This window comes from Streptomyces sp. A0592, assembly GCF_004795115.1.
In the GTDB taxonomy this organism is placed as follows: domain Bacteria; phylum Actinomycetota; class Actinomycetes; order Streptomycetales; family Streptomycetaceae; genus Streptomyces; species Streptomyces erythrochromogenes.
The window spans coordinates 141,394-155,713 of the sequence record NZ_SSBM01000009.1; the positions used below are offsets into that span (position 1 = coordinate 141,394).

Sequence of the window (14,320 nt, forward strand, 5' to 3'; positions counted from 1 at the left end):
GCCGAGGGGGTCGTGCGGACGTAGCATCGGCGCATGATCGAGCCGAGTCACCGGCAGCGCATGATCGTACTGTCGATCTGCTGCATGAGCCTGCTCATCGTCAGCCTCGACAACACCGTGCTCAACGTCGCGCTCCCGTCGATGCGCCGCGAGCTCGACGCCTCGGTGGCGGGGCTCCAGTGGACCATCGACGCGTACACGCTCGTCCTGGCCTCGCTGCTGATGCTGGCGGGCTCCACGGCCGACCGGATCGGCCGGCGCAAGGTGTTCGTCGCGGGTCTGCTGGCCTTCGGCCTCGGCTCGCTGCTGTGCTCGCTCGCGCCGAGCCTCGACTGGCTCATCGTCTTCCGGATGGTGCAGGCGGTCGGCGGCGCGATGCTCAACCCGGTCGCGATGTCGATCATCACCAACACCTTCACCGATCCGGCCGAGCGGGCCCGGGCCATCGGCGTGTGGGGCGCGGTGGGGGGCGTCTCGATGGCGGCGGGCCCCCTGATCGGCGGGGTGCTGGTGGACACCGTCGGCTGGCGGTCGATCTTCCTGATCAACCTGCCGATCGGCCTGGCGGCGCTCGTGCTGACCCTGCGCCACATCCCCGAGTCCCGGGCGGCCCGGCCCCGGCGCCCGGACCCGCTGGGCCAGGTGCTGGTCATCGCGCTGCTGGGCAGCCTGACGTACGGGATCATCGAGGCGCCCGCCGCCGGCTGGCGCTCGCCGCTGATCATGGGCTGCGCGGTGGTGGCCGTCGCCTCCTTCGTCGGGCTGCTGGTGCACGAGCCAAGGTGCGCGGAGCCGCTGATCGATCTCCGGTTCTTCCGGAGCGCGCCCTTCAGCGGCTCGACGATCATCGCGATCAGCGCCTTCGCCGGGCTGGCGGGCTTCCTCTTCCTGAACACCCTCTACCTCCAGGACGTGCGGGGGCTCAGCGCCCTGCATGCCGGGCTGTACCTGCTGCCGATGGCCGGCCTGACCGTGGTGTTCGCGCCGCTGGCGGGGCGGCTGGTGGGCAGTCGGGGGCCGCGGATCTGCCTGCTGATCGCGGGGGTGGCGATGGCCGCGAGCGGGCTGCTGTTCGCCCTGTTCGAGGCGGAGACGTCCAACCCGCTCCTCTTCACCGGGTACATGCTGTTCGGGCTCGGCTTCGGCATGGTGAACGCGCCGATCACGAATACGGCGGTGTCCGGGATGCCCCGCTCGCAGGCGGGTGTCGCGGCCGCCATCGCCTCCACCAGCCGGCAGACGGGCGGCACGCTGGGCGTGGCGGTCATCGGCTCGGTGCTGGCGGCGGGGCTGGCGAGCGGCGCCGATTTCTCCGGAGCGGCCCAGCCGGCCTGGTGGATCATCACGCTGTGCGGGCTGCTCGTACTGGTCGTGGGCGCGGCGACGAGCGGCAGCTGGGCCCGCGGGACGGCGGAGCGCACGGCCCGCACCCTGGAGGGGACCAGCGGGCCCGCGGCGGCCGTGGGGTCCCCGCGCAGCTAGTGCCGCCGTGGGTCGGCGACGGGCGGCCGGCGGCGGGCGGCCGGGGCGGGTCCGGGCGGGCCCCTACTCGCCGCAGTCGAAGTCGTCGGCCGAGGTGTTGACCCGGTCGAGAAGGGCGCGCAGATGGTCGCGCTCCTGGGCCGACAGGCCCGCGAACATGCCGTTCTCGACCTCGTCGAGGGCGGCGTTCGTCTTCGCCAGGGCGGTCTGCCCGGCGGGGGTGATGCCCACGTTGTGCCGGCGGCGGTCGGCGGGGTCGCGGCGGCGTTCGGCGAGGCCTTCGCCCTCCAGGTCGTTCAGGATCCCGACGAGCACGCTCGGGTCGACCTCCAGCCGGTCGGCGAGCGCCCGCTGGCTGATGGGGCCGCCTTCCAGGTGCATCAGTGTCATCGCGTGCCGCGGGGTGAGCCCGGCCGCGCCGAGGGCGTGCTTCATGCGGGTCTGGGTGACCGCGCCGTGCCAGGCCAGCAGCAGGCCCAGTCGCTGCGGGGGGTGCGATCCGTCCTGGTCTGCCGTCATGGTCCACATCGTAGCGCCCGAGAAATGATTGCGATCAGCATATCGTTGATGTTATTCAATGATCTGACATTGCCAATCGTTGGAGCTCGCCATGTTCATCGCCTACGCCGCCGTCGGCGGCCTGCTCGCCCTCGTCCTGACCGCTTCCGCCACCCTCACCCTGCAGCGCAACGACCAGATCGTCGCGAACATGCAGAAGGTCCAGGTCCCCGACTCCTGGCTGCCACGGCTGGCCGCCCTCAAGGCCGCCGGCGCCCTAGGGCTGGTCGCCGGCCTGTGGGTCACTCCGCTGGGCGTGGCCGCCGCGGCCGGCGTGACCCTCTACTTCATCGGCGCGGTCATCAGCCACCTCCGGATCAAGGACTACGAGCTCGCACCGGCGGCCGTCCTCGCACTGGTCGCGGCGGTGGCGCTGGCCCTGCGCATCCTCGCCTGACACTGACGAGTGACAGATATTGAAATCTGTCACTCGTCATGTCATTCTCGTTCCATGACGAAGAACGAGAGCATCGACACGACCACCGCCCGCACCACCGTCGCCTCCCGGCGTCTCGGCAGCGCCGGCCCCTCCGTCTTTCCGCTGGGGCTGGGCTGCATGGGGATGTCCGCCCTCTACGGGGAAGCCGACCGCGCCGAGTCCGTCGCGACAATCCACGCTTACCTGGACGCCGTCCCCGAGGGGGCGAACGCGCTGCTCGACACCGGCGACTTCTACGGGATGGGCCACAACGAGCTGCTGATCGCCGAGGCCCTGCGCACGGCACCCGCGGCGGCCCGCGACCGGGCGCTGACCAGCGTGAAGTTCGGTGCACTGCGCACCGTCGAGGGCGGCTTCACCGGCTACGACGGCCGACCGGCGGCCGTCAGGAACTTCCTCGCCTACTCCCTGCAGCGGCTCGGCCGGGACCACATCGACGTCTACCGGATCGCCCGCGTGGACCCGGACGTGCCCATCGAGGAGACCGTCGGGGCCATCGCCGAAGCGGTCCAGGCCGGGCACGTGCGCCACATCGGGCTCTCCGAGGTCGGCGCCGACACCCTGCGCCGGGCCGCCGCGGTGGCCCCGATTTCCGACCTCCAGATCGAGTACTCGCTGATCTCCCGCGGGATCGAGCAGGAGATCCTGCCGACCGCGCGCGAGCTCGGCATCGGCGTCACGGCGTACGGGGTGCTGTCCCGCGGCCTGATCAGCGGCCACTTCACCCGCGACCGCACGCTGGCCCCGGGCGACTTCCGCGGGATGAGCCCCCGCTTCCAGGGCGAGAACCTCGACCGGAACCTCGGCCTCGTCGACGCCCTGCGCAAGGTCGCCGACGACAAGGGTGTCAGCGTCGCCCAGAGCGCCATCGCCTGGGTGCTCTCACGCGGTGAGGACATCGTGCCTCTGGTGGGAGCCCGGCGCCGGGACCGCCTCACCGAGGCACTGGGTGCCATGGACATCACGCTCAGCCCGGCGGACCTCGCGGCCATCGAGGAGGCCGTCCCCGCCGGTGCGGCGTCGGGCGACCGGTATCCGGCGGCGCAGATGGCCCACCTCGACAGCGAGCACTGAGCGAACGGTACGGTCGTACCCATGCCACCCGCTGCCGCCGAGCCCCTCACCCCCGAGCGCATCCTCGAGACCACCGAGGAAGTGCTGCGCCGCTTCGGCCCCACCAAGGCGACCGTGGTGGACGTGGCGCGCGCCCTGGGCGTCAGCCACGGCAGCGTCTACCGGCACTTCCCCTCGAAGGCCGCGCTGCGCGAAGCGGTCACCGACCGCTGGCTCGCCAAGAGCGTCGTCATGCTGGAGCAGATCACCTCGGCCCCCGCCGGGAGCGCGCCCTCCAAGCTGGAGGCCTGGCTGGAGGCGCTGTTCGAGGCCAAGCGCCACAAGGCCGGCGACGATCCGGAGCTGTTCGCGACGTACACGGTGCTCCTCGCCGAGAACAGCGGGACGGTGGAGCAGCATCTGACCGAGCTGATCGACCAGTTGGGCCGGATCATCGCCCAGGGAGTCGCCGACGGCTCGCTCGCGGCACCCGACGTTCCGGCCGCCGCCCGTGCGGTCTTCGACGCCACCGGCCGTTTCCACGACCCGCAGTACGCGGCGGAGTGGTTCTCCCCCACCATCGCCGCGGAGTTCGAGGCGGTCACCGCTCTGGTGATCCGGGGCCTGCGCGCCTGACGTACGCCGGATCATCCCGAACAGGCCGCCCGGCACGGCTTTGTGATCATTTTGGGTGCGCCACGCTTGTCCGCGCTCAGTCAAGATTCATACGGTTCCCCCACCGGCTCATCAGGCACGTCACGGGGGATCCATGTCCGCACCAGAAGTTCAGACACAACGACCCGCACCTCCGGCACGCAAGGGCGGCGCCGCCGCCCTCGGCTGGATCCTGACCATCGGGCTCAACGTGGTCGCGCCGATCATCACGTACCACCAGCTGCGCGACCACGGCTGGAGCGAGTTCGCGGCGCTCCTGCTCAGCAGCGCATGGCCCGTGCTCGACAGCGCGATCAGCCTGGCCTGGCGCCGCAAGCTCGACGAGTTCGCCGTCGTCACCCTGGTCTTCCTGGTGATCACGGCGGTGGTCTCGCTGATCGGCGCGCACTCGGCCCGCGCCCTGCTGATCAAGGACTCCGGTGTGACCGGGCTGTTCGGCCTGCTCTGCCTGGCCACCCTGCTCGCGCCGCGGCCGCTGATGTTCTACTTCGGGCGCAAGTTCGCCACCGACGGCACTCCCGCGAGCACGGCCTGGTGGAACGGCCTGTGGCAGTACGAGGGCTTCCGCCGGACGATGATCGTGATGACCACCGTCTGGGGCGTGGTGTACCTCGTCGAGGCGGGGGTGCGGATCGCCCTGGCCTTCGTCGTGGACACCGACACGATGGTCGTGGTCAGCCCGGTCATGATCTACACGGTGCTCGGCTGCCTGGGCGTGTGGACCGCGATGTACGGCAGGCGCTCGCAGGCCGAGGGCGAGAGGCGGGCCGCCGAGGCGGCGGCGGCCGGGGCCGGGGCCCCGGCGTCCTGAGCGCGGCCTGCACGACAACGACCGGTGGCCCGGTGCGCAGTGTGCGCACCGGGCCACCGGTCGTCGTGTGCGGCGCTCGTCAGCAGCCGAGCAGGCGGCTGCCGAGGTAGGTCTGGATCTGGTCCAGGGAGACGCGCTCCTGCTTCATGGTGTCGCGCTCGCGCACGGTCACCGCGTTGTCGTCCAGGGTGTCGAAGTCGACGGTGACGCAGAACGGCGTGCCGATCTCGTCCTGGCGGCGGTAGCGGCGGCCGATGGCGCCCGCGTCGTCGAACTCGATGTTCCAGAACTTGCGCAGGTCGGCGGCGAGGCCCTTGGCCTTCGGCGACAGCTGCGCGTTGCGGGACAGCGGCAGGACGGCGACCTTGATCGGGGCCAGGCGCGGGTCGAGGCGCATCACGGTGCGCTTCTCCATGACGCCCTTGGCGTTGGGGGCCTCGTCCTCGTTGTACGCGTCGAGCATGAAGGCGAGCATGGCGCGGTTGACACCGGCCGCCGGCTCGATGACGAACGGGGTGTAGTGCTCCCCGGCCTCCTGGTCGAAGAAGCGGAGGTCCTGGCCGGAGGCCGCGGAGTGCGCCTTGAGGTCGTAGTCGGTGCGGTTGGCGACGCCCTCGAGCTCGGAGAACTCACTGCCGCCGAAGTTGAAGCGGTACTCGATGTCGGCGGTGCGCTTCGAGTAGTGGGACAGCTTCTCCTTCGGGTGCTCGAACCAGCGGATGTTCTCCTCGCGGATGCCGAGGTCGCGGTACCAGTTCCACCGCTCCTGCATCCAGTACTCCTGCCACTGCTCGTCCTCGCCCGGCTTGACGAAGAACTCCATCTCCATCTGCTCGAACTCGCGGGTGCGGAAGATGAAGTTGCCCGGCGTGATCTCGTTGCGGAAGGACTTGCCCATCTGCGCGATGCCGAAGGGCGGCTTCTTGCGCGAGGTGACCTGGACCTGGGCGAACTGCGTGAAGATGCCCTGGGCGGTCTCGGGGCGCAGGTACGCCTTGGAGCCGGTGTCCTGGGTCGGGCCGAGGTGGGTCTCCAGCATGCCGGAGAACTGCTTGGGCTCGGTGAACTGGCCCTTCACACCGCAGTTGGGGCAGTTGATGTCGGCCAGGCCGTTCGCGGGGACGCGGCCGTGCTTGGCCTCGTACGCCTCCTCGAGGTGGTCGGCGCGGTGGCGCTTGTGGCAGGAGGTGCACTCGGTCAGCGGGTCCGAGAAAGTGGCGACGTGGCCGGAGGCCACCCAGACCTCGGGGGCCAGGATCACGGACGAGTCGAGACCGACGACGTCCTCACGCCCGGTGACCATCGCCTTCCACCACTGGCGCTTGATGTTCTCCTTGAGCTCGACACCCAGCGGACCGTAATCCCAGGCGGCCTTGGAGCCGCCGTAGATCTCACTGCAGGGGAAAACGAAGCCACGGCGCTTGCTCAGGCTGACGATGGTGTCGATCTTGTCGGCGGCCACGGTGCTCTCTTCATTACGAGGACGAACGGCGAAGTCTTTAGGTTACCGGCGCCCGCACCCCCCCTTTCAAATCGGTTCCCCTTCCACGCCTGGCCGCCCGCCCCTCCCACCTGGGTTTTTGACAATCGTTTCCATCTTTGATGAAAATGGATGTCATGAACGTACGACGCCTCATACCCACCGCCGCCCTTGCCGGCGCCGTCGCCCTCGGTGCCACGGCCCTGACCGCCTGCTCCGGAGCGGGTGCCGTCGGCAGCAAGGACGGCAAGCTCGGCGTGACGGCGTCGTTCTACCCGCTCCAGTTCGTCGCCGAGCAGATCGGCAAGGAGCACGTGAAGGTCGACGGCCTGACCAAGCCGGGCGTCGAGCCGCACGACCTGGAGATCACTCCCAAGCAGACCGCGCAGCTCGGCGAGGCCGACGTGGTCCTCTACCTCAAGAACCTCCAGCCCGCCGTCGACAAGGCCGTCGCCCAGTCCGGCGTGAAGAACATCGTCGACGCCGCCACCCTCACCACGCTGGAGGCCCACGGCGCCTCCGGCCACGACCACGGCGCCGAGCCGGGCCACGGCGAGGAGGGCCACGCGCACGAGGAGGGCGACGAGCACGCCGGCGGGCAGGCCGGCGGCCACGAGGACCACAGCCACGGCGAGAGCGGCACCGACCCGCACGTCTGGCTCGACCCGGTCAAGTACGCGGAGATCGCCAAGGGCGTGGGCGCGGCCATGGAGAAGGCCGACCCCGACCACGCGGCGGACTACAAGAAGAACACCGACGAACTGGTCGGCAAGCTGGGCGCGTTGGACACCGAGTTCAAGGACGGCCTGAAGAACACGGCCTCCAGGACCTTCATCACCACCCACTCCGCCTTCGGCTACCTCGCCGAGCGCTACGGCCTCGACCAGGAGGGCATCGCCGGCGTCGACCCCGAGTCCGAGCCGAGCCCGGCGCGCATGAAGGATCTTCAGGCGGTCGCGAAGAAGGACAATGTCACCACCGTGTTCTTCGAGACGCTGGCCAGCGACAAGACGGCCAAGACCCTCGCGACGGACACCGGCCTGAAGACCGACGTCCTCGACCCGCTCGAGGGCATCACCGACAAGTCCCAGGGCACCGACTACTTCGAGGTCATGCGGTCCAACCTGAAGAACCTCCAGAAGGCACTCGGAGCCAAGTGATGACAGCAGCAACGGAGGCGCGAGCCATGCAGTCACCGCCCCGACCGGCCGACGACCGGCCCGTCATATCCCTGCGCGGGGCCAAGGCCTCGCTCGGCTCGCGCCCCGTGCTGCGCGGAATCGACCTCACCGTCCACCGCGGGGAGGTCGTCGCCCTGCTCGGCGCCAACGGCTCCGGCAAGTCCACGGCCGTCCGCGCCGTGGTCGGCCAGGTCCCGCTGACCGACGGCTCCCTCAGCCTCTTCGGCACGGACTTCAAGCGCTTCCGCGACTGGTCGCGCATCGGCTACGTCCCGCAGCGCACCACCGCGGCCGGCGGCGTCCCGGCCACCGTCCGCGAGGTCGTCTCCTCCGGGCGGCTCGCCCGCACCCGCTTCGGGCTCCTGCGCAAGGCCGACAGGTCCGCCATCGAGCACGCCCTGGCTCTCGTCGGCATGGACGCGCACGCCGACGTCTCGGTGGACGCCCTCTCCGGCGGCCAGCACCAGCGCGTGCTCATAGCCCGGGCGCTCGCCGTCGAACCCGAACTGCTGATCATGGACGAGCCGATGGCGGGCGTGGACCTCGCCAACCAGGAGGTCCTGGCGAACGCCCTGCGCGCACAGGTCGCGGCCGGCTCCACCGTCCTGCTCGTCCTGCACGAGCTGGGCCCGCTGGAGCCCCTGATCGACCGCGCCGTCGTCCTGCGCGACGGCTGCGTCGTCCACGACGGTCCGCCCCCGGAGGCCGTCGGCCAGCACGCCCTGCCCGGCCACGACCACGTACACCCCCACGCGGCGCACGACGCCGAGCCCCTGCGGACGGGACTGCTGAGCTGATGGACATCCTCGACTACGCCTTCATGCAGCGAGCGCTGATCGCGGCCGCCCTGGTCGGCATCACGGCCCCCGCCATCGGCACGTACCTCGTCCAGCGCCGCCAGGCGCTCATGGGCGACGGCCTCGGCCACGTCGCCATGACCGGTGTCGCCCTCGGCTTCGTCCTCCAGACCAGCCCGGTCTGGATGGCCACCCTCGTCGCCGTCGTCGGCGCCGTCGGCATGGAGCTGATCCGCGCCCGCGGCAGGACCAGCGGGGACGTCGCCCTCGCCATGCTCTTCTACGGCGGCCTCGCCGGCGGCGTCATGATCATCAACCTGGGTGGCGGGCAGACGGCCAGCCTCCTGGGCTCCATGTTCGGCTCGATCACCACGGTCGCCGCCGAGGACGTGACCGCGATGGCGATCCTCGCCGCGTTCGTCCTCGCCGTCGCCATCGGCCTGCGCAGGCAGCTCTTCGCCGTCTGCCAGGACGAGGAGTTCGCCCGGGTCACCGGACTGCCCGTGCGCGCCCTGAACCTGCTGATCGCGGTCACCGCCGCGGTCACCGTCACCGTCGCCATGCGCATCGTCGGCCTGCTGCTGGTCAGCGCGATGCTGGTGATCCCCGTCGCCGCCGCCCAGCGGCTCACCCGCAGCTTCGCCACCACGCTGGGCCTGGCCATGGCCATCAGCGTGACCGTCTCCCTGACCGGCACGGCTGCCACCTACTACATCAACGTGCCCTCGGGCGCGACGATCGTGCTGCTCGCGATCGGCGTCTTCGTGGCGCTGACCGCCCTCTCCGCTCCCCTGGCCCGCCGACGGGCCAGAGCCGCGCTGGCGGCCGAAGAGGTCTGCACGCGGGACGATGTGAAGGTCTAGCGGGCTGGCACAATGGCCGCAGGCCTATACGAGGAGGAACCGGTGGCGACTGCGCCTGGCGAGATGAATACCGCGCCAGTACGAGGACGATCCACCCGCCAGCGGGCCGCAGTGGCGGCGGCGCTGGACGAGGTGGACGAGTTCCGCAGCGCCCAGGAACTCCACGACATGCTCAAGCACCGTGGCGACTCCGTGGGCCTGACCACCGTCTACCGCACCCTGCAGTCCCTGGCGGACGCGGGCGAGGTCGACGTGCTGCGCACCAGTGACGGCGAGTCTGTCTACCGCCGCTGCTCCACCGGCGATCACCACCACCACCTGGTCTGCCGCAAGTGCGGCAAGGCCGTCGAGGTGGAGGGCCCGGCCGTGGAGAAGTGGGCGGAGTCCATCGCCGCCGAACACGGATACGTGAACGTCGCCCACACGGTGGAGATCTTCGGCACCTGCGCCGACTGCGCCGCCGCGGGCTGACCGGTCGGGCCCGGCCGGAGCCTGACCCGGAGGGCGCCTAGATCCGCCTCAGGTTCGCGTCCAGGATCGCCCGCAGTCGGTCGATGTCGGCGGGCTCCTCGGCTCCCCGCTTCGGCACCGCTGCGAGGCAGCTCGCACGCGGGCCCCCGAGCAGGACGAAGAGGTCCGGCGTCTCGGCGTAGTGCGTGAAGAGCTTCCAGTCGGCCGTGTACGACATGGTCTCGCCCGTCGTCGCGGCGCCCCGGTCGTCGACCACCGTGCGGCACTGCCCGTACGAGGCCCACACCGCGTGAAGCCGACGCGCCATGCCGCGCCGACTCCGTACGACTCCGAGGACTCCGGCACCGAGCCCCAGCACCGCGCCGGTCACGACGGCGACCGGCAGCAGCCCGCGGAACAGCGCGAACACCACCACGGGGGCAGTGGTCGCCAGGGGAAGCAGGAGCGTCTCCACACGCCCGGCTCCCGTCCGCCGGGCACGCACCCGGACGACGCCCTGAAGGTCGGCGAGCGTCAGCTCGTAGACGAAGGCGGCCTGCTCGGTCCGCTGTGCATGATCCCCATCCGTGTTCATGACAGCGGACCCTACCGGCGGGGCGGAATCCGGCGGTCACCCGCCTGCGTCAGGCAGTGGATTCCGGCTGGTTGGGGACGGCGCCGCCGAAGCGGCGGTCGCGCTGGGCGTACTCCAGGCACGCGGCCCAGAGGTTGCGCCGGTCGAAGTCCGGCCACAGCACGTCCTGGAAGACCATCTCGGCGTACGCGCTCTGCCAGAGCAGGTAGTTGGAGGTCCGCTGCTCGCCGCTGGGGCGCAGGAAGAGGTCCACATCCGGCATGTCCGGGTAGTAGATGTACTTGGCGAAGGTCTTCTCGTTGACCTTCGACGGGTCGAGCCTGCCCGCCGCCACGTCCCGGGCGATGGCCTGGGCCGCGTCGGCGATCTCCGCGCGGCCGCCGTAGTTCACGCAGAAGTACAGGGTCATGGCGTCGTTGTCGACGGTCTGCTCCTGCGCGACCTGGAGCTCCTGGACGACCGACTTCCACATCTTCGGCATGCGGCCGACCCAGCGGATGCGGATGCCCAGCTCGTTCATCTCGTCGCGGCGGCGCCGGATGACGTCGCGGTTGAAGTTCATCAGGAAGCGGACCTCGTCGGGCGAGCGCTTCCAGTTCTCCGTCGAGAAGGCGTACAGGGAGAGGTTCTTCACGCCCATCTCCAGGCAGCCCTTGAGCACGTCGAGCACGACGCCCTCACCGACCTTGTGCCCCTCGGTGCGCGGCAGGCCGCGCTCCTTGGCCCAGCGGCCGTTGCCGTCCATGACGACGGCGACGTGGTTGGGGACCAGCTCGCCGGGGATCTTCGGCGGGACCGCGCCGGAGGGGTGCGGCTCGGGAACCTTGTACTCCCGGCGAGAGCGTCCCAGAATCCCGCGTCGTGCCATGTGCCCAGCTCCTATTTCTCGACGTATCGCAGGGAGCGTAGCCCGCGCTCCAGATGCCAGTGCAAATAGGCGGAGACCAGCCCGCTACCCTCCCGCACGTGACGCGCCTCACACGCGTCGGCATGCCCCCAGTCGCCCGTCAGCAGGGCGCTGAGCAGGGCGATGGCCTCCGACGAGGGTACGACGCTGCCGGGCACCCGGCAGTCCCCGCATATGACCCCGCCCGCGGCGACGGAGAAGTGCCGGTTGGGGCCGTGGATCCCGCACTTCGCGCAGTCCTCGAAGCTGGGCGCGTAGCCGTTGACGGCGAGGGACCGCAGCAGGAAGGCGTCCAGGATGAGGTGGGGTTCGTGTTCGCCGCGCGAGAGCGTGCGCAGGGCTCCCACCAGCAGCAGGTACTGCTGCACGGAGGGCTCGCCCTCGTTCTCGGTGAACCGCTCGGCGGTCTCCAGCATGGCGGTGCCGGCGGTGTAGCGCGCGTAGTCGGTGACGATGCCGTTGCCGTACGGGGCGATGATCTCGGTCTGGGTGCAGAGCGGGAGGCTGCGGCCGACCAGGTCGCTGCCTCGGGCGAAGAACTGCACGTCGGCGTGGGAGAAAGGTTCCAGCCGGGCGCCGAACTTGGACTTCGTGCGCCGCACCCCGCGCGCGACGGCCCGCACCCTGCCGTGGCCCCGGGTCAGCAGTGTGATGATGCGGTCCGCCTCACCCAGCTTCTGGGTGCGCAGCACGATGCCGTCGTCGCGGAACAGACTCATGCGCCCATTGTCCCGCACCGCTTGTGGTGACCAGGACGGCCAAGCAGGCCAGGGCGGTTGCGGCCGCGGTGCGGCCGAGTGCGCGCATGCGCATGTGCGGGTCCGTTCGTCCGGGAAGGTGCTGGCTTCGTGGGGGGCTCCGCGCGGAGCGAAGATGATCTCAAGAAGCCGGCGGCGCTGCGCCGTAACGGTTTTCCCGTACGGGGACCCGCGCAGGGACAGCGATGACCCCTCGCCCGGACCGGGGTCCGGGCGAGGGGTCAGCACCCCTTGGGAGGGTCAGGGAGCGGACGGGGACGGCGAGGGGTCGGCGTCCTCCGCCTTCTCGGCTGCGGGGGCGGGGGCGGCGGCCTGGGCCGGCACCGCCGCGGGGGCCTCGGTGGCCGTGGCGCCGGTGCCGGGCGCCGTGTCGACCTCGGCCTCGGCGAGGGCCTGGGCTCCGGCCGCCGGGACGTCGTGGGCGTTGTCCTTCGCCGGGCCGTTGAAGATGAGGTTGAGCACGATGGCGGCCGTGGCACCGAGGGTGACACCGCTGTTGAGCAGCGAGGACAGGTCCGCGTCCATGTGCTTGGTGAAGAAGACCGGGACGGTCGCCGGGAGCAGGGCGAAGGCGAGGGAGACGCCGACGATCAGCGCGTTCTTCTCCTCCTTCAGGTCCACCTTGCCCAGGGTCTGGATACCGGCCAGGGCGACCATGGCGAACATGACGGTCGCGGCGCCGCCGAGGACTCCGTGCGGGACGGCGGCGACGATCGCGGCGGCCTTGGGCAGCATGCCGAGGATGATCATGAAGACACCCGCGGCGACGACCACGAACCGGCTCTTCACCTTCGTCATCCGCACCAGGCCGACGTTCTCGGCGAAGGCGACGTACGGGAAGGAGTTGAGGACACCGCCGAGGGCGGTGGCGGCGCCGTCGGCGCGCAGGGCGCGGGCCACGGTCTCGCTGTCGACCTCCTTGCCGACGATGTCGCCGACGGCGTAGGTGTCACCGGTCGTCTCGACCATGGTGATCAGCATGACGATGAGCATCAGGACGATCGGGAACCACTCGAACTTCGGGACTCCGAAGTGGAAGGGCGTGGTGACGCCGATCCAGTCGGACTTGCCGACGTCGCCGAACTTGGCGTCGCCGAGGAGGAAGGCGACCCCGGTGCCGACGACCAGGCCGAGGAGGATCGCGATGCTGGACAGGAACGGCCTGCCGAGCTTCATCAGGATCAGGATGAAGAGCATCGTGCCGCCGGCGTAGGCGAAGTTCTCGGGCTCGCCGAAGTCGGGGCTGCCGAGGCCGCCGGCCGCGTCGTTGAGCCCGACCGGGATCAGGACGATGCCCAGGACGGTGATCACCGTTCCGGTGACGACGGGCGGGAAGAGCCGCATCACCATCCGGAACGCCTTGGCGGGCAGCCAGGCGAAGGCGAAGGTGGCGATACCGGCGGTGATGACCGCGCCGTAGATGACCAGCAGGGCGGCCGTTCCGCCGCCCGCGCCGAGACCTATGGCGATCATCGGGGACACGGCGGTGAAGGTCACGCCCTGGATCAGCGGCAGTCGCGCGCCGATCCGGCCGATGCCCCAGGCCTGGATGATCGACGCGATACCGCAGGTGAAGAGGTCCGCGTTGATCAGGTAGACCAGCTGTTCAGGGCTCAGCTTGAGCGCGCTGCCCACGATGATCGGGACGATCACCGCGCCGGCGTAGAAGGCGAGTACGTGCTGGAAGCCGTACAGCGCGAGCTTGGGGACGGGGAGCACCTCGTCGACCGGGTGCGTGCTCTGCTTTCCTTCGGTGGAAAGCCCAGCGGCGACACGTGCCATCTCAGCCTTGCCCTTCAAGGTAGGTAAGTGAGAGGAGATCTGGTTATCCCTGGGCGAAGTGGGTCGTTAACCCGTTGGTTCGCCAGGGTTTTCAGTACGTTCACGTGGGTCGAAGTCCCGCTGTGCGGGGCGGCGGCTTCTCGGCGTGTGACCGGAATTGAACGCCTGTGGGAGGCCTCACAGATATCGTCGACTTCTACAAACTGTTGACTCCCGCTGGCTCCAGATCTGTAGATTTCTCCAGTGGTGGAGGATCCGCCGCAGGGGTATGGGCCGGGCCTTCCCGCAGAGGGCGCTCCGGCCACGCGAGTGCGAAGCGCACCGGCCTTGAGCTGCCACGACGTGCTTTGCGGTCCTTCGGCGACGCAAAAAAGAAGGGCCCGTTGCGCCACCCCTGCGGGTGGCCCGAACGGGCCCGGAGCTGTCGACTCCGCTGTTCACAAAGTGTTCACCAGGCGAGATTTCGGCCTTCGCGAGGCCGGATCGTTA

At 70.2% G+C, this 14,320-nt stretch carries 15 protein-coding genes; 9 read left to right on the top strand and 6 right to left on the bottom strand.

The window, feature by feature from the left end; all coding sequences use genetic code 11:
- Positions 1-33 precede the first annotated feature (33 nt).
- Positions 34-1,482, top strand: coding sequence for an MFS transporter (locus E6U81_RS15920; protein ID WP_136230729.1), 1,449 nt, complete (start codon positions 34-36; stop codon positions 1,480-1,482).
- Positions 1,483-1,545: 63 nt separating this feature from the next.
- On the opposite strand, the gene E6U81_RS15925 is transcribed toward E6U81_RS15920, so the two are convergent.
- Positions 1,546-2,001 (bottom strand): MarR family winged helix-turn-helix transcriptional regulator, encoded by a 456-nt coding sequence (locus tag E6U81_RS15925; RefSeq protein WP_240803838.1) that lies wholly within the window; start codon positions 1,999-2,001, stop codon positions 1,546-1,548.
- A 91-nt stretch (positions 2,002-2,092) separates the two neighbouring features.
- Between E6U81_RS15925 and E6U81_RS15930 the strand changes: the two genes are divergently transcribed.
- The 4 genes from E6U81_RS15930 (at position 2,093) to E6U81_RS15945 (ending at position 5,018) form a co-directional block, all read left to right on the top strand.
- The gene (locus E6U81_RS15930; RefSeq protein WP_136230731.1) at positions 2,093-2,437 is read left to right on the top strand and encodes a DoxX family protein; all 345 of its coding nucleotides are present in this window, start codon (positions 2,093-2,095) and stop codon (positions 2,435-2,437) included.
- Positions 2,438-2,491: 54 nt separating this feature from the next.
- Positions 2,492-3,553 carry an aldo/keto reductase gene (locus E6U81_RS15935; protein WP_136230732.1) on the top strand — a complete coding sequence of 354 codons (1,062 nt, stop codon included), beginning with the start codon at positions 2,492-2,494 and terminating at the stop codon, positions 3,551-3,553.
- Positions 3,554-3,574: 21 nt separating this feature from the next.
- Positions 3,575-4,168, top strand: coding sequence for a TetR family transcriptional regulator (locus E6U81_RS15940; RefSeq protein ID WP_136230733.1), 594 nt, complete (start codon positions 3,575-3,577; stop codon positions 4,166-4,168).
- Positions 4,169-4,301: 133 nt separating this feature from the next.
- On the top strand, positions 4,302-5,018 hold the full coding sequence (locus E6U81_RS15945; RefSeq protein ID WP_136230734.1) for a VC0807 family protein: 717 nt from the start codon (positions 4,302-4,304) through the stop codon (positions 5,016-5,018).
- A gap of 79 nt (positions 5,019-5,097) precedes the next feature.
- Here E6U81_RS15945 and E6U81_RS15950 read toward each other — a convergent pair whose 3' ends face one another.
- Entirely contained in the window at positions 5,098-6,480 is a 1,383-nt protein-coding gene (locus tag E6U81_RS15950) for a glycine--tRNA ligase (protein WP_136230735.1), read from the bottom strand.
- A 155-nt stretch (positions 6,481-6,635) separates the two neighbouring features.
- Between E6U81_RS15950 and E6U81_RS15955 the strand changes: the two genes are divergently transcribed.
- Genes E6U81_RS15955 through E6U81_RS15970 form a run of 4 tightly spaced genes read left to right on the top strand, consistent with a single transcriptional unit; the run spans position 6,636 to position 9,810 of the window.
- A complete protein-coding gene (locus E6U81_RS15955; protein ID WP_136230736.1) occupies positions 6,636-7,658 on the top strand; it encodes a metal ABC transporter substrate-binding protein in 1,023 nt (340 codons plus the stop codon).
- A 26-nt stretch (positions 7,659-7,684) separates the two neighbouring features.
- Complete coding sequence (locus E6U81_RS15960) at positions 7,685-8,476, top strand: metal ABC transporter ATP-binding protein (RefSeq protein ID WP_136230828.1); 792 nt, start codon at positions 7,685-7,687, stop codon at positions 8,474-8,476.
- Positions 8,476-9,339 carry a metal ABC transporter permease gene (locus E6U81_RS15965; RefSeq protein ID WP_136230737.1) on the top strand — a complete coding sequence of 288 codons (864 nt, stop codon included), beginning with the start codon at positions 8,476-8,478 and terminating at the stop codon, positions 9,337-9,339. Before E6U81_RS15960 ends, E6U81_RS15965 begins: the two co-directional genes overlap by 1 nt.
- Before the next feature lie 42 nt (positions 9,340-9,381).
- Positions 9,382-9,810 carry a transcriptional repressor gene (locus E6U81_RS15970; RefSeq protein ID WP_078626133.1) on the top strand — a complete coding sequence of 143 codons (429 nt, stop codon included), beginning with the start codon at positions 9,382-9,384 and terminating at the stop codon, positions 9,808-9,810.
- Positions 9,811-9,847: 37 nt separating this feature from the next.
- On the opposite strand, the gene E6U81_RS15975 is transcribed toward E6U81_RS15970, so the two are convergent.
- The 4 genes from E6U81_RS15975 to E6U81_RS15990 form a co-directional block, all read right to left on the bottom strand.
- A complete protein-coding gene (locus E6U81_RS15975) occupies positions 9,848-10,384 on the bottom strand; it encodes a YcxB family protein (RefSeq protein WP_136230738.1) in 537 nt (178 codons plus the stop codon).
- A gap of 49 nt (positions 10,385-10,433) precedes the next feature.
- Positions 10,434-11,252: an isoprenyl transferase gene (locus E6U81_RS15980; protein WP_136230739.1), complete on the bottom strand. Its 819-nt coding sequence runs from the start codon at positions 11,250-11,252 to the stop codon at positions 10,434-10,436.
- A gap of 11 nt (positions 11,253-11,263) precedes the next feature.
- A complete protein-coding gene (gene recO, locus E6U81_RS15985; protein ID WP_136230740.1) occupies positions 11,264-12,010 on the bottom strand; it encodes a DNA repair protein RecO in 747 nt (248 codons plus the stop codon).
- A gap of 279 nt (positions 12,011-12,289) precedes the next feature.
- A complete protein-coding gene (locus tag E6U81_RS15990) occupies positions 12,290-13,831 on the bottom strand; it encodes a nucleobase:cation symporter-2 family protein (protein ID WP_168714639.1) in 1,542 nt (513 codons plus the stop codon).
- Positions 13,832-14,320: the final 489 nt, after the last annotated feature.